The organism is Neoakkermansia glycaniphila (assembly GCF_900097105.1).
Lineage (GTDB): Bacteria > Verrucomicrobiota > Verrucomicrobiia > Verrucomicrobiales > Akkermansiaceae > Akkermansia > Akkermansia glycaniphila.
Map to the genome: position 1 here is coordinate 285,518 of NZ_LT629973.1, position 20,052 is coordinate 305,569.

Annotated in this window: 17 protein-coding genes and 1 tRNA gene; 8 read left to right on the plus strand and 10 right to left on the minus strand. The window is 58.5% G+C overall.

Going from position 1 to position 20,052, the window contains the following annotated elements; all coding sequences use genetic code 11:
• Positions 1 to 20 precede the first annotated feature (20 nt).
• Genes PYTT_RS01175 through PYTT_RS01185 form a run of 3 tightly spaced genes read right to left on the minus strand, consistent with a single transcriptional unit; the run spans position 21 to position 3,451 of the window.
• A complete protein-coding gene (locus PYTT_RS01175; protein ID WP_067772508.1) occupies positions 21 to 869 on the minus strand; it encodes an HAD family hydrolase in 849 nt (282 codons plus the stop codon).
• A 6-nt stretch (positions 870 to 875) separates the two neighbouring features.
• Positions 876 to 2,306: an OmpA family protein gene (locus PYTT_RS01180; RefSeq protein WP_067772511.1), complete on the minus strand. Its 1,431-nt coding sequence runs from the start codon at positions 2,304 to 2,306 to the stop codon at positions 876 to 878.
• A complete protein-coding gene (locus PYTT_RS01185; protein ID WP_067772514.1) occupies positions 2,303 to 3,451 on the minus strand; it encodes an alpha/beta hydrolase family protein in 1,149 nt (382 codons plus the stop codon). Before PYTT_RS01185 ends, PYTT_RS01180 begins: the two co-directional genes overlap by 4 nt.
• A 121-nt stretch (positions 3,452 to 3,572) precedes the next feature.
• Here PYTT_RS01185 and PYTT_RS13640 point away from each other — a divergent pair, with 121 nt between their 5' ends.
• Genes PYTT_RS13640 through PYTT_RS01200 form a run of 3 tightly spaced genes read left to right on the plus strand, consistent with a single transcriptional unit; the run spans position 3,573 to position 5,910 of the window.
• Positions 3,573 to 3,836 (plus strand): hypothetical protein, encoded by a 264-nt coding sequence (locus tag PYTT_RS13640; protein WP_067772517.1) that lies wholly within the window; start codon positions 3,573 to 3,575, stop codon positions 3,834 to 3,836.
• Between the two features lie 18 nt (positions 3,837 to 3,854).
• Positions 3,855 to 4,727: a 4-hydroxythreonine-4-phosphate dehydrogenase PdxA gene (gene pdxA / locus PYTT_RS01195; protein ID WP_067772521.1), complete on the plus strand. Its 873-nt coding sequence runs from the start codon at positions 3,855 to 3,857 to the stop codon at positions 4,725 to 4,727.
• Between the two features lie 55 nt (positions 4,728 to 4,782).
• Entirely contained in the window at positions 4,783 to 5,910 is a 1,128-nt protein-coding gene (locus PYTT_RS01200; RefSeq protein ID WP_067772523.1) for a sialidase family protein, read from the plus strand.
• Between the two features lie 171 nt (positions 5,911 to 6,081).
• On the opposite strand, the gene PYTT_RS01205 is transcribed toward PYTT_RS01200, so the two are convergent.
• On the minus strand, positions 6,082 to 6,636 hold the full coding sequence (locus PYTT_RS01205; RefSeq protein WP_245741048.1) for a putative peptidoglycan-binding domain-containing protein: 555 nt from the start codon (positions 6,634 to 6,636) through the stop codon (positions 6,082 to 6,084).
• Between PYTT_RS01205 and PYTT_RS13695 the strand changes: the two genes are divergently transcribed.
• Complete coding sequence (locus tag PYTT_RS13695) at positions 6,635 to 6,790, plus strand: hypothetical protein (RefSeq protein WP_176712470.1); 156 nt, start codon at positions 6,635 to 6,637, stop codon at positions 6,788 to 6,790. The genes PYTT_RS01205 and PYTT_RS13695 overlap by 2 nt on opposite strands.
• Positions 6,791 to 6,923: 133 nt before the next feature.
• Here PYTT_RS13695 and PYTT_RS01210 read toward each other — a convergent pair.
• Positions 6,924 to 7,009: transfer RNA gene (locus PYTT_RS01210), tRNA-Leu, on the minus strand.
• A gap of 172 nt (positions 7,010 to 7,181) precedes the next feature.
• Between PYTT_RS01210 and PYTT_RS01215 the strand changes: the two genes are divergently transcribed.
• Positions 7,182 to 8,594: a hypothetical protein gene (locus tag PYTT_RS01215; RefSeq protein ID WP_067772529.1), complete on the plus strand. Its 1,413-nt coding sequence runs from the start codon at positions 7,182 to 7,184 to the stop codon at positions 8,592 to 8,594.
• A gap of 66 nt (positions 8,595 to 8,660) precedes the next feature.
• Here PYTT_RS01215 and PYTT_RS01220 read toward each other — a convergent pair whose 3' ends face one another.
• The 5 genes from PYTT_RS01220 to PYTT_RS01240 all read right to left on the minus strand — a co-directional run bounded on the left by PYTT_RS01220 (position 8,661) and on the right by PYTT_RS01240 (position 15,204).
• Entirely contained in the window at positions 8,661 to 11,144 is a 2,484-nt protein-coding gene (locus PYTT_RS01220) for an alpha-N-acetylglucosaminidase (protein ID WP_245741049.1), read from the minus strand.
• A 168-nt stretch (positions 11,145 to 11,312) separates the two neighbouring features.
• Entirely contained in the window at positions 11,313 to 12,047 is a 735-nt protein-coding gene (locus PYTT_RS01225) for a class I SAM-dependent methyltransferase (RefSeq protein ID WP_067772533.1), read from the minus strand.
• Positions 12,048 to 12,133: 86 nt separating this feature from the next.
• Entirely contained in the window at positions 12,134 to 12,757 is a 624-nt protein-coding gene (locus PYTT_RS01230; protein ID WP_067772535.1) for an HAD family hydrolase, read from the minus strand.
• Positions 12,758 to 12,769: 12 nt separating this feature from the next.
• On the minus strand, positions 12,770 to 13,468 hold the full coding sequence (locus PYTT_RS01235) for a potassium channel family protein (RefSeq protein WP_067772541.1): 699 nt from the start codon (positions 13,466 to 13,468) through the stop codon (positions 12,770 to 12,772).
• On the minus strand, positions 13,465 to 15,204 hold the full coding sequence (locus PYTT_RS01240; protein ID WP_172801738.1) for a TrkH family potassium uptake protein: 1,740 nt from the start codon (positions 15,202 to 15,204) through the stop codon (positions 13,465 to 13,467). Before PYTT_RS01240 ends, PYTT_RS01235 begins: the two co-directional genes overlap by 4 nt.
• Before the next feature lie 206 nt (positions 15,205 to 15,410).
• On the opposite strand from PYTT_RS01240, the gene cysS reads away from it, so the two are divergent.
• The 3 genes from cysS (at position 15,411) to PYTT_RS01255 (ending at position 20,019) form a co-directional block, all read left to right on the plus strand.
• The gene (cysS, locus tag PYTT_RS01245) at positions 15,411 to 16,829 is read left to right on the plus strand and encodes a cysteine--tRNA ligase (RefSeq protein ID WP_067772546.1); all 1,419 of its coding nucleotides are present in this window, start codon (positions 15,411 to 15,413) and stop codon (positions 16,827 to 16,829) included.
• A gap of 164 nt (positions 16,830 to 16,993) precedes the next feature.
• Entirely contained in the window at positions 16,994 to 18,673 is a 1,680-nt protein-coding gene (locus PYTT_RS01250; protein ID WP_067772554.1) for a glutamine--tRNA ligase/YqeY domain fusion protein, read from the plus strand.
• Positions 18,674 to 18,792: 119 nt separating this feature from the next.
• Positions 18,793 to 20,019, plus strand: a complete 1,227-nt coding sequence (locus tag PYTT_RS01255; RefSeq protein WP_067772839.1) for a bifunctional 3,4-dihydroxy-2-butanone-4-phosphate synthase/GTP cyclohydrolase II — start codon at positions 18,793 to 18,795, stop codon at positions 20,017 to 20,019.
• Positions 20,020 to 20,052: the final 33 nt, after the last annotated feature.

Below are 20,052 nucleotides of genomic sequence, written 5' to 3' on the forward strand. Positions count from 1 at the left end.
CCGGATTGGGTAAAAACACCTTATCCTTCGCCGTTTCCCGATCTCAACAGCGGAGCGACACGCGTTTCCAGAATATCCATGACTCCCTCATGCTCCGCATAAGGACTCACGTATCCCCCTCTCTCCCTCAAAAAATCCTTAATCTCGGCATGGGCATTGCAGGGGCATGCACACAGGGCGCCGGGATGCAGGCGAAAGGCATCCAGATCATTATGCCCGTCTCCGAGAATGGCGATCCTCTCTTCCGGGATACCCCACGCTCCTGCGATATGCCGCAGGGAAGTTCCCTTGTTGTAGGAGGTATGGCAGAATCGCAGATACGGCCCTGCCCGCTGCACGGACAATTCCGGGCAATCCTTTAAAACACCGGCCACCAACGGAGAAAACAGATCGAGATCGGGCATATGCTCCACTTCGATGGAATACGGATCTTCGGCATCCCTGCTCCATCGGCTGGCGGGATGGCGGCGCCTGAGCTCAACAAAGAAATCCTCCAACCGCACATGGTGCAGCCGGAAAACCTCCTCATGCGCATGGCGGCAGGCCGTATTGCGCTCCATATCGGGCCGCAACACACCGTCCTCGTCAGCCCGGTACACATAACGTTCGCACGTCACGATGAAATCGGGCGAAAACGGAGCCACTCGGTTGAACTCTTCCAGCAGGTAATTCAAGGATCGCCCCGTGTTGATGCCCCATCGCACCCCGCAGCACGATCGCCAGCAACGCATCAGATCGAAAAAGCCGGCGCTGATCCCGGGCGAGGCATCACGGCTCCACAGGGTGCCGTCAAAATCAAACGAAAGCAGCCATTCGGCTTCGCCGGAATCGGTGAGAGCCGGCTGTGCAGGAAGATCGCGCGTCCACATGGCAGCTTAATCACCGACCTCCTCGGCAACGGGAGGATCATCCGGCACCTCGGCAGCCGTCGGCGGGTCGACGACAGGCTCCGCCACAGGCACGGCAACCGGAACAGGCTGCACAACGGGCGGCTTCGGTTGAACAGGTTGAACACTTGGACTGTTATTGCCCGTATTGCCGGAGGTTCCGCCCGATACAGGGCGCACGGCAGGCACATTCTGGGCACCGCGTCCGGAAACGGGCGTCGTTCCTCCTGCCGGAACGGCAGCTGTTTCTTTTTTCGACAGCAGCGGCACATACACCGCGGGAATCGCATTCGACTGCTTGAGACGGTTCAGCTGGCTCTGCACCGTGGACGACAGATTGTCGATACGCAGCACATCCACCTCCTTGCTCGACAGGCATTCCGGAGGAAGCTTTTCGCCTTTCTTGCGCAAATGGATTTCCACACGGCGGTTCGCCGCCTGTGCGGCATGGTCGCCCGAGGTCGAAACGATCGGAGAACGATCCCAGCAGGCGCGGATATACACGCGGTCGAGCGGAACGCCGTTCTGCTTCAGCCACAGGCGCACGGCATTTGCACGCATCAGGGAAAGAACAAAATTGTATTCGTTGGAACCGAAACTATCCGTATGCCCTTCAATCACGAAACGGGTTTCGGGATTCTTGTGAATCAAAGCAGCCAACTGGAGCATGCTGATGCGGGCTGCATTTCGCAACTCCGCCTTGTTATAGGCGAACAGCAGATCGGCACCCAAACGCGCAGGGCCGGCGGTTGCTCCGGGATTCGACAGCTTGATCAGCTCGCCCAGCGAGCGGGAACCTCCGGGCACATCGGCCGCATCGCTTCCCTTGTGCTTTTTGATCTCGTCGGCAATCAGCCTCGAAGGATCGAGATTGTCGGGAATATCCACCGCAGCCACCTTGATCGGATTGTTCGTCACGGGCGCAATTTCCGGCAGAGACGAAGGTTCGTCATCCGCTCCTTTGATCAGAGGCTTCAAGTCGATGTCAGACGGTTCGGGCATCGACATGCTATTCTCGGGAGACGGCGGTTCCGGCGTAGGAATATTCGTTTCGCCCGGAGCAATCGTCAACTCCTCAATCGGCATATCGATAATATCGATCTCCTGCGGCTCGATCGTCTCCACCTCCTTGGGCTCTTCCGGAGGCACTTCGGGCAAAGGCTTCTCCTTCACATCCTCAGGGTCTTCCCGGGAAATCATGATAATGCGATCCGGCGTCTCCTTCTTCGGCGGCAGCTCCGTCAGCCGGAACACGAAACCGTCCGGCCACCAGAACGTCAAAAACATGAATCCGCAGCAATGCAGCACCACGGCAGCGGCCACGGCTCCCAGCAGAACGGGCAGCATGTGGCGCGGCCTCAAAAGCTGGAAACCCTTGCGCCGCCTGTTGCGGGGGAAATTCCTGTCAATACCGTTCATGGCCTGCCCTCCGTCGTTTTCAATTCGGAAAATCCTGCCGTCACCTTGGGCAAATCCACCGTCGGCAACATCTTGGGCGGAACGAAACTCACATGTTCGCCGACCCATTTCACCAGCTTTTCGTTCAACTGGTCTTCACCTGAATAGAGCGCCACCTCGACGGTTTCCTCCTTCATCTGCCCGTTCTTGCCTTTCTCGAAACTCATTTTGATACGCCGCTCGGCAGCATCCGCCGCATCCTGCGATGTCTTCGCGCACCACACGGCTTTCTCATCCGAAGACAACTGGCTGTAAATGTAGAGGGAATCCTTCAATGGCGCGTAAAAATACCGCTCCGTACAAACGAGCAGCACCGGAACGTCGCGGGAAATGGAAGGTGCGGCATCCACCGGAGCCACATCGAAACTCGTATAATCGGCGGCCGCTGAAATACCCATATTCGTGAGCCAGAAAGCCGGAAAACACAACATACGGTTCATGCGCCCCTCCAAATCGGCCCACACGGCATCCTTGAGCGTCTTGTAGGCATCGATCGCCACCACGGAACGGATACGCGCATCCTTGGGCGCAGCCTGCAGGGCAAGCGAAGCGCCGAACCCTTCGCCCAAAATCATGGCAGGCTTATCCAGGCCGCCGCATACCTTGTCCAACGCATTCAGCAAAAGTGGCACATCATCACACTCGCGCAAACCGTGCGTACAGTATTCCCGAGCCTGATCCGCACCGCGCGGATTCCACAGCACACAGGTATATCCCGCCGCCGTCAACACCTCCGCCCAGGGCAAGGAAGCGACAATACCGTGATCCCAGTCCGTACAGACCAGCACATACCCGTTCCCCGGCTGCAAACCCTGCATCACCATACTGCCGTTCACCCGTTGCTGGCGGGAAGACAAATCGCCTTCCTGCACGGCGATGCAAGCCTCCACCTGCCTGCCGTCATACCCGGCGAAAGAAAACGGCCGGAGCTTCATCCCTGCTGCCGCCTTCGGCATCAGGGGTTCGTCCTTCAGTTTCTCATTGAGCGGACGCACGATCGGATCGGATGCATACGAAGCATACCAGCACATGCCTCCCACAATGCCCGCCGCAACAACGGCAATGGACACGAAGAACCAGCGAAGAATGGAACGTTTGGCAGCCATGGGGAAGTTTCCGCCCGGATAGGGCGGCGCACACAGTATATACGCAAAGAGAACGGAAACCAATAAGAATTTCTTGCAAGAACGTCTTGATTTTTCGAGGAACAGACGGCATACTTGTGTCATGCGGACGTGTCTCGGTATGTTTCTTCTGGCCCTCGTGGTCCTCTTCGCAGGGGGAACCATCGTGTACCAGACCTATACCAACTCCGGCATCAAGTTCGAACAAAAGGAACGCCACTCCGAATTCACCAACCCGAAGGGCAAACCGAAAAACAATGCCAGGCCCGCTGCCACACCTTCCGCACCGGCTGCGGCACCTGCTCCAGAGGCACCCATCGCTCCTGCGGTCGAAGAACCGCCCATTGCGGAACCCGTACCGGAATAACAGCCCCCATTACGCGCCATGCGCCCCATCATCGGATACACGCTCGGAGACCAGGCAGGCATCGGTCCTGAGGTCATCGGCAAAGCCTTGGCCTCCCCGGAACTGCCGCAGCATGCCGACTACATGCTCATCGGCGAATACATCCCCTGCACTCCCGGACAACCGACACAGGCCACCGCCGAGGCGGCATTCCGCCACCTTGAGCTGGCCGCCCGGGCTCTCAAGGAAGGCAGCATTGATGCTGTCGTCACAGGCCCCGTCTGCAAGGAAGGGCTGCACAGCGTCGGCTTCCGCTACCCGGGCCAGACCGAATTCTTCGCCGACCGCCTCGGCTGCACCGACTTCGCCATGTGCCTCTCCGGCGACACGCTCACCGTCGGCCTCGCCACCATCCACGTACCTCTGTCCGACGTACCGCGCCTGCTCTGCACGGACGAACTCGTCCGCATCGGTAAACTGCTGGCGGACTTCTGCCGCCGTATAGGCAAACCCGAACCGCGCATCGCCCTTGCGGGTCTGAACCCCCATGCCGGGGAAAACGGCGCATTCGGCGACGAAGAAACGCGCATCATCGCCCCTGCCGTCGCCCGGCTGCGCAGCGAATGCCCCGCTGCCCGGTTCAGCGGCCCGTGCGTACCCGACAGCGTGTACCGCGAAGCCGCCGCCGGCCATTACGATGCCATCCTCGCTCCGTACCACGACCAAGGATTGATCCCCCTGAAAATGCTGGACTTCGACACCGCCGCCAACATCACCTTGGGCCTGCCCCGCCTCCGCATCAGCCCCGACCACGGCACGGCCTTCGGTATCGCAGGCAAAAACATCGCCAGCCACGCCAGCACGCTCCGCGCATTTCAGCTTGCCGTCAAAAGCACGCTGCCCCACCTGTAATAAGACCAGCAAATGAAACTTGACGCAGTCATCCATCCCTGCTAGGAGTTTATGAATGTCCCTCTTACACTCATACGCCACCTGTTTCCCCTTCCTTCTGTGCGCGCTCTCTGCACCTGCTCTCGTCGCAGCAGCCGAACAGCAGCATGAAGAACTGAACTACGTCTTCCAATCCGGCTCGAACGGATACCATACGTTTCGCATCCCAGCCATCGTGCAGAGCACCAAGGGAACACTCATCGCCTTTGCCGAAGGCCGGGTCAACAGCAGCTCGGACTACGGGAACCTCGACATCGTCGCCCGGCGTTCCTCAGACAACGGCAAAACATGGAGCGACCTGATCCTCGTACAGGACGACGGCAACAACCAATGCGGCAACCCCGCCCCGGTCGTCGATCAAAGCACGGGGCGCATCTACCTGCTCTCCTGCGGATCGACCGGCAGTGAAGGCGCAGTCCTCAACGGGAAAACCACACGCGAAGTGTACTCCCAGTATTCCGACGACGACGGTCTCACGTGGAGCAAACGGGAAAACATCAGCCAGCAGGTCAAACAGCCGGATTGGCGCTGGTATGCCACCGGACCGTGTTCCGGCATCCAAATACAAGCGGGCAAATACAAGGGCAGGCTCGTCATTCCCGCCAACCACAGCGATGCAGGCAAAACCTACCGTGCCCACTGTTTCTACTCGGACGACCACGGCAGAACATGGAAACTAGGCGCCACCGCAGGCGACGGATCGAATGAAAGCCAAATCGCCGAAATCGCGCCGGGAAAACTCGTCCACAATATGCGCATGCAAACCCACAGCAAAGGCTGCCGCGGCGTACGATACAGCAACGACGGCGGAGCTACATGGACCGACCTCAAACACGAAACCAGCCTTCCCTGCCCCCGTTGCCAGGCATCCGTCATCAGAGACAATGCGCGGGCCAACACCCTTTATTTCTCCAACCCCTCCGCCCCCAAGGCCCGCAAGGAAATGTCCATACGCACCTCGACGGACGGAGGAAAAACATGGCCGTACAAAAAAATCGTCTTCGCCGGCAACACGGCCTACTCCAACCTGCTCGATCTCGACAAAAACAGCCTTGGCATACTCTTCGAAGCATGGCAACCGGACAAAAACGGCATCGTCTTCAGCATCATCAACAAAAAGGATTTGCGCGTACGGGACAAATAAACCAGTCCGCACATCTGCCATCGCGCCGCTTCTCTTGCCAACATGGCATTGGGTTCACAAAACCATCGTCTCTTCATCCGGGTAATGGTTTTGTACGGCACTCCCGCAGCAGGCCGGAACGAAAAACCGCTTCATCCGGCCTGCAGCGTGAACTATGGAAAAACCGGAAACTTACGCCGACAACATACGGGCGAAATCAAAAGCTTTCTGGCTCCTGTTCAGCCAGCCCTTCCCGAAAATGGGGAACTGCTTGCAGGAGCGGTAAAAAGCTTCGCGCTCCTTCCGCAAATGATCGAGAAACAATAAATCGCCGCCCCGGGCCAAACGGTCGGCCAACGCCTTCCGGCTCCCGGCGCCGACAACGCCGTCCACATCCACCGGAAAACCGTCGTTGCACAGGGCTCGCTGCAGAATACGTCCCGTATTCCTGCTTCCGCTATTGAAATAGTGGTCGCGTAGGAAAAACTCGATCCCCGGATGCTCTGCAGAACCGATCCATCCGACCACCGCCTTCGTATTATCCCACACGTACTGCAGACAGGCATCCCATGCCTCCACCTTTCGCCCCGCATCCAGCAAAGCCTTGATTGCGGCAAACACGGCAGGTTCGATACCGTCGCAAATACCGCAAATCTCGAATTTTCCGCCCGTATCGGCAGCGGGCAGCTTCCGCACGCACAGGGATTCAGCTCCGGTCGCACGGTCGTCTTCGAACAGCAAAATCATGGCCGACATCTTCTTTTCAGTCGCATTCATCATCTCTTTTCAATTGATTGGTCTATTTTTGCCGCCTCACACCTCTCCGAACGGAAAAGAACGGCGGATTTCCCCTATGCTGGCATTCCTTTTCCCTTGTCGCAACATCGCCGCCGAGGGCTAAATACAAAACAACACGCAAACGGAACACACACAGTAAATGTAACACATCCTGTCATGCATGGTCAACCATCATCTCCAACAAATACAAGGTAAAACAACCTACCTCTTGGTAACAAGTGCCAGCCAAACCGTTTTGGTGCCTCTAACCGGACTCGAACCGGTACGGCTTTGCGGCCGGCAGATTTTAAGTCTGCTGTGTCTACCATTCCACCACAGAGGCAAGCCAAAACTGGCTGCCGGAATGCCAACATTCCGGGTCGGGGCATCATAGGGAAAATACGGAATACCGTCAAGACTTATCCTACATCGTGCTTGACATTCTTTCCTTGCTGCTGCACACTCGCACACACCAAGAACCGGAGGTTCCATCTCCCTCATTTCATTCATTGCATATGAAAACGCGACTCATCACCTCGGCAGCGCTGGCATTATCCTTCTGCACTCTTGCTCCGTCCTGCGGCGAAAAAACATCGGATGCCTCTCCGGCACCCGCTACCGGTGACAAGCCCGCTCCTTCCGGCCCCGATGCCGCCACAGACAAGCCGGCTCCGCCCGCTGCCGACGTACCGTCGCCCGAAATCGTCCGGGCCAGCCTTCCCGAAGCATTGAAAGGCTGTACCCTTGCCGACATTACGGACATCCGCATCGTGCCGACGGGCACGGATGCAGCAGGTACGGCTGCCGATGTCACCGTCTTGCTCAAGCTTCACGACGATCTTTACACCCGCATGCCCGCACCCGCTGAGCTGGCCCGCCTGCGCAGTTCGGTCAACCCCATCGTACAGGAAGCACTGAAACCCGATGCATGCTTCCTCCTTCTCGCCGGAGAAGAGGAAGACAAAATCCCACAGGAAGCAAAAGCCGCCTACCAGCCTGAAGAACCCGTGAAAAGCCTGATTCAGGAAATTCTAGCCCTTGCTTCACCTACCGCTTACGCCAAAACGGCCTCCGCAGGCGACATTCTGGAATTGCGCGGCACCCTCAAGGCAAGCAAACAGGAAGACGGCGCCTGGACCGTCAGCGAAACCAGCATCGACCTCCAGCCGCTCAAGCAATTGGACGGCACCATCGTCAAGGATCTCGTACCGCAAAACATGCTCGCTTCGAACGAAGGAGAAGGAGAAGCCCTCGCAGGACAGCTCAAGGATAAAATCGCCAAACTTCAGGAAGCAACCACCGCACAGAACATTGCTCGCGAACAAAAAATTCTGGCACAGATAAGCCAGCAGAATGCCCTTCGCCAAGCCGAAGCCGAAGCTGCCGATAAACAGAAGGCGGAACGCGAAGCCGCCGAAAAGAAGGAAGCGGAAGCGAAGGCCGCCGCGCGCAAGGCCGAAATCGCCAAAGAACGCAAGCAATTCATCTCAGCTTTCGGTTCCGGTGAATCGTACGTCGGCGAATGGGCCTGCGGCACGCAAACCGGCAAACTCTCCCTCGTCGTCATGAGCTGCGACCCGTCGGAAAAATCCGCCCTCGTCGAAGCCACGCTTGCCGATCCCTACCTCGACGGAGCCATCATGGAACTCAAGGGCCGCGTCATCCTCGAACCCGAATCCGACGAACCCTACCGCATCCTGCTGAACATCACGGGCGGCAGCTTCGACCCCGATGCAGCCACGGCCAACATTTACCGCCGGACGGATGGCATCCTTCAACTCAACCTGCAGGACGACGGCGCCTTGAAAGGCATCATGTCATGCCCGGACTGGGATGAAAAAGACAAGAAAATCGTCAAAGTCTTCCTCCGTTCCGAAACGGCCATGCAAAAAGACAAGGCCGACAAAAAAAGCGGCAAGAAGAAATAAATTCTTCTTGCCTGCCTCTCCCGGCATTATGCCGGAAAGTACGCGGCTCCAGCCGTTGTTTCTTGTTCAGCGAACGATCATTTCCACCTTGCCATTGGATCGGGAACCACCGTTCCCGCGCACCCTGGCTCGAATCTCACAGCCGTTGTTGGCATTCGCCTCTGCGGGAATATCAAACGTGTACATCGATTTGAGCGACGGAGATCCGGCACAGCCTTCGTGCCTGTCCGCAGCGATCACCGCGCCGTCTCCTACAATCTCGACATCTTTGATGTCAAGGGCATGATCACCGGACGTATAGACGAAACGCACTCCTTTCATCCTCTTCAAATCTCCCGGAGCCAGCGGCCACGAAATTTCCTTCCAATCCGTGGATATTTCGGCCGGAGACCAGTTGCCGACCACTTCGCCCGCTGCCCCCTTGGTCAACGCATCCGGCAAGGGAACTGCTCGGTCGACCGCCGCCCTGCATGCCGCAACGACATCCTGCACCGGAGAGGCGGGACTGAGAGTCGTCGAATGCACCCATGCCTCTTCCCATGAGGGCAAATCGGGATTGCTCCCTTCAAGACGGCCTTCCACATACCTCTCGAAACGAGGCAAATAATAATCGCGAATCAGCCCGCTCCATACCTTGGCGGCGTAATCGTTCACCGGAGGCCCCCACAGCGTCACAATGCGCCGCGCATTCTCTTCGTATGCATCCTGTGCCACCTTGGTCGAACCGTGTGAACGTGCAAGCGCAATCCAGTTTTCAAGCCGCCATGTCGGATGCCGCTCCAGCAAGCTGTCGCACTCAAGGGCCAGACGGCGAAACTCCTTCATACAGCCTCGTGCGCGCACGGCATCCTGCTCGTCGAGCGCTTCCAGCGCAGCCTTCTTGGCCTGTGCCATTCTGGCTCCCAGATAATGGGCCGTGAGCTCAATGCAATCCTGACGAAACAGCGGAGAATCCTCCAACCCCTGCGTATGCACGAACCTGGAAATACCCTTCAGGAACTCTTCATTCAGAAGCGGAGCCCACCCTCCCCGGCTGCCCGGGGCCTGCTGCCAGTTGAAATACGGATGATCGCAAAGGCTGCCGTACACCGTCTTGCGAAAAGATTGCCATGAATCGCGAATCGAATCCGGATACGCCCCGTATCTCGCCCGGCAATAATCGGCTATCAGCGAATCGAGCGGCACAGGATGATCGCGCCATGCGGCATCGAGAAAAAGTTCCGTCACGATTCCATTGGTTTCGATCCCTTCTCCAGCCATCCCCATACCGAGCAGCTTTCCCCGATTGGCGGATTCCAGAGCCTTCACATGGCCATTCGCGTAATGCTCCAGATTGCCCGTCATCGCCCCCTTGCCGCCCATATTGGGTACCACACAGTAAATCCAGCCCTTCCCGCAGAACCCCTTGAATACATCCCAATTCATTCCATTCTTCCAGAAATCGGCATTGTAATCCGTCGCCAGATCAAGCAGCAGCATCCGGTCATCCGGCACCTTGCTCAGAAGAGCTTCCAGCGTTTCGTGGTTCCAGATATTGCGCTGGTAGCCGAACATCCAGCCCTGCATCACCCACACGGCCTCGGGATTCGCCTTGCTGAGAGAGGCATACACCTCCTCGCCGAGCTTCGCCAGAATCTCCTTGGCACGGGGATCGTCGGCCGCGACCGGAAGAGGCATCTCATTGAAGGAATCGGCACGGTGGAACGTATTACGCCCGAATTCCTTTTGCCATTCCGTCATGAAACGAGTGCCTATCTCTTGAAACAACGGTTGATCCGGCGACAGGAAATGTGTCCGCTTGGATGGCCCGAACCCCGCATTCCACACAGGCTGGGTCAAACTCCCGGCTACTTCGGGATGTACTCGCTTCATGCCCTTCGGCACGAACCCGGAAAAGGCCGGGCACACCGGATGCATGCCGAGTGACTTCATCCTCTCAAGAATCTTGTGTTGCAGGGCCACCTGATCCGCATGCCACGCATCGGACAATGCTCCGTCGTGATTCACGATATTTCCCATACGCTGCCAGGGGAGATGGGCAGGCCCTACATAAAACTCGTCGATCTCGGCCTGCGTCAGCCCCATCTGCCGCCAGACACGCGTCGCAATCGCTTCATTAGCCACCAGAGCAAGAGGCATATTGATGCCGTGCAACGCCATCCAGTCGATCTCCTTCTGCCACCGCTCCCATGTCCAATACGGCATGGAATAGCCATACGTCACCTCATTGAACATATAACGATACCGGAACGGAGAAAACACCTTGCGGGCAGAAACGGCCGGAAGCGATTCGGGCCAAACCATCCGGCTGTTCTCCCAATCCGTCATCCCCATACCGTTCGCCTTGACGAAATCGTAGAAACCCCGGCACAAAGCCACGCCGCTGCTACCCCTTACCGTCAACACGCCTCCTTCGGATTTCGTCTCGAAAACATCAAGCCCGCCCTCCTGCTCCATCGCTTCCAGCGCCAGCATCCGGGGCTTCTCGCGCAGAGCGGGTACCGCCCGCTCCATCACTGCACGCGCAGCATCCATCTCGGACTGAGGCATGCCCCACCCCGGCACAATACACAACAGCACCATAAAGCAATAACCGAATATCAACCCGCAACGACTGCCCCTCCTGCCTGCAACACAAAACTTGACCATATGGCAAATATACGGCCAATCGGATGCATTTATTTCACATCACAACAAAAGTCGACAACGAAAAAACTCCTAAGCCTTGACTGCAGAAAGAATCAGGAAGATCGGCCGGCGCAATTCATCCGCCATCCCCGGCACCTCCCGCACGGCCTTTTCATCCGGCTGAGGCTCGGCCAACCCCTTGAGGGCAAAACCACGAGCGAGCAGGCAGCCCACATACTCCTCCACCGTGCGATGGTACTTCGTCACACTTTCACCCAGAAAACAGGCTTCGCGCCTGCCCGGCGAAAAATACCGGTCCACGGGCCAGTGCAAACGCTCTCCGCCGTGACCGTATGCCCAGTCCTGACGACCGCTTGCCGTAAAAACGGGATGCTCCACCGAAAACACGAATGCCCCGCCGGAAGACAGGCATCGATACACACGTTCACACACAAAATCGAATGACTCCAGATAATGAAACGCCAACGAACTCACCACCACATCGAACGAATCCGGCACAAACTCGAAATCCTCGATTGCTTTGCATTCATACGCCATATTGTCAAACCCATTCCTCTCCCTCGCAACCTCCAGCATCCTCTCCGAAAGAGCGACTCCGACCACGGCGGCAGCTCCCTGCTCCGCCGCATACCGGCAATGCCAGCCGAACCCGCACCCCAGATCCAGGACGCGCTTCCCGCGGAAGTCCGGCAGCATCCTCCGCAAAACATGCCACTCTCCCGCTCCCTCCAACCCTTGGACGGAACGCGCCATGCGGCTATACTGCTCGAAAAACGCAGGTTGATCGTACTTATTCTCCTTCATGAGAAAAACTCTCCTCCATCATCCAAACACGGCAGCAGGAAGAACGCAAGGCGCAATTCCCGTATGACAAAACGGTACAAATTCGCTCACTCCTCATCCATCAGCCGCTCGCTCGGAGGCACGCGCACCCAGTCCATCCCGGCCGCCCTGGCGGCTTCGATCCCCGGATCGGCATCTTCGAACACAAGGCAACGGCCCGGCTCCACCCCCATGCGGCGGGCGGCCTCCTCGAAAATATCGGGAAAAGGCTTGCCGCGCTCCACCATCTCGGGAGTCACGATCAACTCGAACAAACCTTCAAGGCCGGCAGACTTCAAACTCGCCAGCGCGCCGGGCATCGCACTGCCCGTCGCAATCGCCATCGGCACACGCCCCTGCATCCGGCGGGCAAATTCCACCGTCTCCCGGATCGGCTCCAGACTCCCGCTCTCGATCAACTCCAGATACAGCGCCCGCTTGCGCGCCGCCACCGCATCCGCATCCATCTCCAGCCCATAGCAGGCATTCAGGGAAGCGACGATATCCTGAGCGGAGCATCCGCCGTGCGCCAGAAACTCCGGTTTGCGGAACACCTCTTCAGGAGCACCCTGCTCGGCCAAAGCCATGCGCCATGCCCTATAATGGGCGACCATGCTATCGACCAGCGTACCGTCCAAATCGAAAATATACCCCGCATACTCTTCATGCGGCACAGAAAAACCTTCACTCATCGCACTGTATCGTCACACGCCGAAATGCTCGGCAAACTTCTTCAAAGACTCTTCCAGGCCGAACAGAACCAGCATATCGTCCTGCTCGAACACCATATCCGGCTCAGGGAAATCGATCACCGGAGCATTGGGAGTCGCCAGCACATCGTCACCCGTCTCGGACAGCACGCCGCGCCGCACCGTCAGCAAATTCAGCTTGTACTTCGAACGCAAATCCACATCCTTCAACTGCTTCCCGATCCAGTCGGAAGGCAGATGCACTTCGGCCAGAGCATGGCTGCTATCGATCTTGCGGAAATGCAGCAGGGACATATTCATGAACCTGTCCGCCAGCTGCTGGGCGGCAATCTCCTCCGCCCGGATCTGCCCGTCCACGCCGAGAAGCTTCAAAATGCGCGCATGAATCGTATTCACCGAACGCGCATAAATATGCTTCACCCCCATCTCCTTCAGCAGCCCCGTAATCATGATACTGCGCTCGAACCCCTCGCCGATCGCCACGATCACCCGCAGATCATCTCCGGTCAGATCGAGCTGGCGCAACGTGCGGGGATCGGTCGCATCCCCCACAAGGGCATACGCCACACGATCCTTCAATTCCGTCACGACGGCTTCCTTCTCATCGAGAACGGTCACTTCATTCCCGGTATCGGCCAGCTTCAGGGCGAGGGCACGGCCGAACTGGCCCGCACCGATAATAACGTATTTCATGATAATGGTAAACGAGTTTCAGGATAACGGATAAGCTTCGTCTCGGGCGTACCGATAAACGCGAGCAAGAAAGAGAAAATGCCGACGCGGCCCACGATCATATTCAGAATGATCAGATACTTGCCCGCCGTACTCAGATCGGCTGTAATCCCGAGCGAAAAGCCGGACATCACATAGGCGCTGACCACCTCGAAAAACACCTTCAGCACCCCCTGGTCGGAAGCGGCGATCTTCGGCTCCACCAGCAGCAGAATCATCGTCATCAGGCACAGCCAGAAAATCAGCAGAATCATCGTCGCCACCGCACGCTCCACCGTCTTCCTCGCTATACGCCTCCGGTGAAACTCAACATCCTGCTGGCCGCACACCACACGCTTCACCTCCATGCACACCGTGGCGAACACCGTCGTAAACAAACCGCCTGCAGTCGAACCCGGATTCCCCCCGATAAACACCAAAAAAGCCAGAAACAGCGCATACACCACGCCGTACGTCCCGATATTGGAAATATTGAACCCCGCCGTACGCCCCACGGAATTATACACGCCTTCCCAAATCGAAGATCCCAGTGACTGCGCTGCATGCTGCGACGGCTCAAAATACCCGAGCAGCCCCAGAATCAGGCCGCCGCCCAACGCCACAATCAAAGTCATCCGCACCGCAAGCCACGTATGGGTGGACCAGTGCGGCGGAAGAAACTGATCCTTCAGCAGCCCCAGCCTGATACGCATACGCTTGATGAACTCGATATAAACCGCAAAACCGAAACACCCGGCAAACATGATCAGAATCATGATCCCCTGCCCGAACCGGTCATAGGCCACGCACCCCTGCGCCATATTATCCGGGAACAGGCTGATCCCCGCATTGCAGAACCCGGAAATCGAATGGAAAATCGCATACCACCACAAATGATCCTGCGGCACGCCCTCCAGCCCGCGCCACGCATACCACAACCCCACCGCGCCCAGCGCCTCCATCACAAACGTCAGAATCACCATCCCCTTGATCAGCGTCGCCGCCTTGGCCACACCCTGCTGATCCAGAATATTGCTGAACGTCACCCGGTCGCGCACGGACATCCCCTGCCCCACAATCAGCGACAGGAAATACGTGAACGTCATCACCCCGAACGCACCCACCTGAATCAGCACCAGCACCACCATCTTCCCCATGGGGGTCAGATTCGACATCACGCTGCCCGGCAACAGCCCCGTACCGCTCATCGCGCTCGTACTCACAAAAATGGAATCCACCAGCGACAGCGGCACATGAGACGCACCCGGCGTCAGCAAAAACAAAGCACCCACCAGAGCCAGCGCGATAATCGACACCAGGAACAACAGCGCCGGAGGCCACGCCGACCGCCCCTTGCCGAACTTCCCCGCAGCACGATCCAGATAATAACGGCGCGCCAGAAGATAGGAAAACCATCCAGCACAGAAATACAGCGTATTGCTGACACCCCGCTGCGCCGCATACGGAACATCCACAAACGGCATATACATATTGGCGGAGAAAAACAGCGTCGCCAGACTCAACCCGGCCTTCACCCAAAAATCACGCCCGACCGTCTTATGCAGAAACTTCAGCAACACCCCCTGGCTGATCACCAGCACAAAATACGCCACGGACAAACCGAACAGAATCTCGCGATAGGAATCCAGAAACAACAGCTGCTCCGAAGCACTCTCCACACGGTGCCAGCCGATCTCCCAGAAAACGACCAATGCCATCAGAAAGCCCGTAATAATTTCGGGTAACTCCAAGAGCGCCAACCGCTTTTTTGTACTGGATTCAGCCATGGGCACCCATATTCTACTCCTCCCTTCGGCAAATACAAGCATAATGATGGGAAGCCTCGCCATCTCCTCACTCGAGAAAACGCCCTCTGACACCTTCCCGTCTTGACCGAACGCCCGAATTAAGTTGAAATACGCCCATGTTGAACCTGTACGACACACAGTCCGGAGGGCTTAAGCCCGTGCAAGCAGTAGATGGCAAAACATTGCGGTTCTACTGTTGCGGACCGACCGTCTACGGACCGGCGCACATCGGCAACTTCCGCACCTTCGTCCTGCAGGACGTCTTCCGCCGCGTCGTCGAACTCGGAGGCCAAAACACCAAACACGTCCGCAACCTCACCGATGTCGACGACAAAACCATCCGCGACTCCCAAAAGGCCGGCATGACACTCGACGCCTTCACCGCCGGATGGACGCAGAAATTCCACAACGACTGCACCGCCCTCAACTGCCTTCCCCCCCACATCGAACCCTCAGCCGTCGCGCACATCCCCGAACAGATCGCCATGGTTCGAGCCCTCGTCGACAAAGGCCACGCCTACCCCTCCGACGACGGCTCCGTCTACTTCCGCATCGCCTCATACAGCGATTACGGCCAGCTCTCCCACCTCGACAAACGCGAACTCGAAATCGGCAAAACGGCCAACGAGCGGGCCAATGCCGACGAATACGAAAAAGACGCCGCTGCCGACTTCGTCCTGTGGAAAGCCCGCCGTCCCGAAGACGGAGCCAACTACTGGCAATCCCCGTGGGGCGAAGGCCGCCCCGGCTGGCACCTCGAATGCTCGTCCATGATCCACAAATACCTGGGCGACACCTTCGACCTCCACTCCGGCGGCGTCGACCTCGTCTTCCCCCACCACGAAAACGAAATCGCCCAATCCCGCTGCGCCTGCGGCGGCCACTTCGCGCGCCACTGGTTCCACATCACCCACCTCCTCGTCGACGGCGGCAAAATGTCGAAATCCCTCGGCAACATGTTCACCCTCGAAGACCTGCAGAACAAAGGCTACACCCCCGCAGCCCTCCGCTACGTCCTCGCGGGCGGCTACTACCGCCGCCCTCTGAACTTCACCCTCAACTCCATGGCCGATGCCACCTCCGCGCTGGAACGCCTCGCCCGTGCCGAAAAAACGCTTGCCACAGCAGCCGGCAGCCCCAAAGCCCCCTCCTACCGGGAACTTGCCAAAATGCAGCCTGCACTCGGCGCATTCCAGGCCGCATGGGACAGCCTCAACGACGACCTCAACACCCCCGAAGCCCTCGGCCACGTCTTCAGCGCCATCAAACGGCTCAAACCTGCCGAAATGGACAAAGATGCAGCCATGCAACAATGGCTCGCTCTCCGCTTCATCCTCGAAGCCTTCGGCATCATCCTGCCCGACCTCGACGCACAAATCGAAATCCCGGACGACATCCACGCCCTCGCCGAACGCCGCTGGCAAGCCCGCCAAAACAAAGACTGGGCCGCCTCCGACACCCTGCGCGACGAACTCGCCGCCCTCGGCTGGACCGTCAAAGACGGCAAGGACGGCTACCAGTTGACGAAAAACTGATTCGCCAGCCACTCCCCGGAACAGCTCAACGATCCCCTGCTTCGGCAGGGGATTTTCGTAGTCGGACACAAGAATCGGCCAGCGCTCCGGACTGTTTCCCCCACACCCGCGTCATGCCCTTGGAAAAGGCTTGCAGCCAAGCGGCTCAGGGGGTAGAAAAGTGCATGACGACACCACAGTCCGAACGCCGCGACTTTATCCGCGAGATGATTGCCAACGATCTCGCCTCCGGCAACTGCAAAACACCTGTCACGCGCTTCCCTCCGGAACCCAATGGCTATCTTCACATTGGGCACGCCAAGGCCATTTGCCTCAACTTCGGCCTTGCTCTCGAATACGCTTCCGTCGGCGCACGCTGCCACCTGCGGTTCGACGACACCAACCCCAGCAAGGAAGATCAGGAATATGTGGACAGCATTCAGTCGGACATCAAGTGGCTCGGCTTCGACTGGGGCAACAACCTCTACTTCGCCAGCAACATCTTCGACTTCTTCTACGACTGCGCCGTCCACCTCATCAACAACGGCCTGGCCTACGTCGATGAACAGGACGTAGAAACCATTCGCGCCCAGCGCGGCAACCTCGTCACGCCCGGCACGCACTCGCCCTACCGCGACCGCAGCATCGAAGAAAACATCGCCCGGTTCACCGCCATGAAAAACGGCGAAATCCCCGAAGGCAAAGCCGTCCTGCGCGCCAAAATCGACATGGCGTCCAGCAACATGAACATGCGCGACCCCATCCTCTACCGCATCGTCTTTGCCGAACACCACAACACGGGAGACAAATGGTGCATCTACCCGATGTACGACTTCGCCCACCCGCTGGAAGACGCCTACGAACACATCACCCACTCCCTCTGCACGCTCGAATTCGAAAACCACCGCCCCCTCTACGACTGGGTCATCGACAACTGCCCCGTGCCGAGCCGCCCCCGCCAGACGGAATTCTCCCGCCTCAACATCACCTACACCGTCATGAGCAAGCGCAAGCTGCTCCAGCTCGTACAGGAAAAACGCGTCTCCGGCTGGGATGATCCCCGCATGCCCACCATCTCCGGCATGCGCCGCCGAGGCTACCCCGCCGCCGCCATCCGCAACTTCTGCGAAACCGTCGGCATCACCAAATTCAACGGCATTACGGATGTAGCCCTGCTGGAACACAGCGTCCGGGGCGAACTCAATGCCACCGCACCACGCCGAATGGCCGTGCTTCGCCCCCTCAAACTCGTCCTCACCAACCTCCCGGCCAACCACAGCGAAACCGTCACCGTCGTCAACAACCCCGAAAAACCGGAAGAAGGCACGAGGGAACTCACCCTCACCCGCGAAGTATGGATCGAACAGGACGACTTCATGATCGACCCGCCCAAGAAATACTTCCGCCTCGGCGTAGGCCGCACCGTCCGCCTGCGCGGCGGTTACTGCGTCACCTGCACCGGATACTGCACGGATGAAGCGGGCAACGTCACCGAAGTACAGGCCGAAATCATCCCCGGCACCATCGGCAACAACCCGCCCGAAGGCATCAAATGCAAAACGGCCATTCACTGGGTTGCCGTACCGCATGCCGTCGATGCCGAAGTGCGCCTGTACGACCGCCTCTTCTCCTGTGAAAACCCGGATGCCCACGAAGAAGGCTTCCTTGCCGCACTGAACCCGGACTCTCTCGACATCATCGCCCACGCGAAAATCGAACCCGCACTGGCAGCTGCAGAACCCGAATTCGTCTGCCAGTTCGAACGCCTCGGCTACTTCGTCGCCGACCGCCGCGACCATGCACCGGAACACCCCGTTTACAACCGCGCCGTCGCCCTGAAAGACTCATGGGCCAAAGCCAAATAAGCAACATGAAACAAGTTCGCACACCCGAAACATTCGATATCGGCGGATTCGCACCGCAGACTCAGCAGCAGAACATGCTGCCCGCCGCCATACCCGGCGCAACCGCCCCTGCTCCCAGCATGAACTCCGTACCCGTAGCCGAAGGCGACGATCCCCTCGTCTTCAGCCCCCTCTCGGAAATCCTCGAAGAACTCAAGCAGGGCCGCATGATCCTCGTCACCGACGATCCCGGCCGCGAAAACGAAGCTGACCTCATCTGCGCCGGCGAATTCGCCACGCCGCAAATGATCAACTTCATGGCCACCCATGCCCGCGGCCTCATCTGCGTCCCCATGGCTCCGGAAAAAGTGGATGCCATGGGCCTGCCGCTCATGAGCAAGCGCAACACGGAAAAACTGCACACCGCCTTCACCGTATCCGTCGATGCCCGCGAAGGCACCACCACCGGCATCAGCGCCTTCGAACGCTCCATCACCACCATCAAGCTGGCCGAACCGGGAGCCACGGTGGACGACTTCGTCCAGCCGGGCCACGTCTTCCCGCTCCGCGCGGTCGAAGGCGGCGTCCTCAGGCGTGCCGGGCACACGGAAGCCACCGTCGACCTCATGAACATGGCGCACCTGCAACCCGTAGGCGTCTGCTGTGAAATCATGAAGGACGACGGCACCATGGCCCGCATCGGCGATCTCGGCGCCTTCCAGAGGGAACACGCCCTCAAGGCCTGCACCCTCGCCCAGCTCATCGAATACCGCCAGCACACAGAAGAACTCGTCGAAAAGGAAGAAACCATCAACCTCCCGACCGACTACGGAAACTTCATCTGCCACTCCTACCGCTCCAAGGTGGACGGAGCCGTTCACCTCGCACTCGTCCACGGCGACATCGACCCGACCAAACCCGTACTGGCCCGCGTCCACAGCGAATGCCTCACAGGAGACGTCTTCGCCTCCCGCCGCTGCGACTGCGGCAGCCAGCTCCACACCGCCATGAAACGCGTCTCGGAAGAAGGCGGCATCATCCTCTACCTGCGGCAGGAAGGCCGCGGCATCGGCCTCTCGGCCAAACTGCATGCCTACAAACTTCAGGAACAGGGACTCGACACCGTAGAAGCCAACATCCAGCTCGGCTTCCCCGCCGACCTGCGGGACTATGGAGTCGGCGCGCAAATCCTGCGCGACCTCGGCGTGCGCCACCTCCGGCTGATGACCAACAACCCGAAGAAAATCGTCGGCCTCTCGGGCCACGGCCTCGACATCGTCGAACAGGTTCCCATCAGCGTATGCCCCAATGAAAGCAATGCTTTCTACCTCGCCACCAAGCGGGACAAAATGGGGCACAAAATCTGATACCCGGTTCCACAGCCATTCAACATACAATCC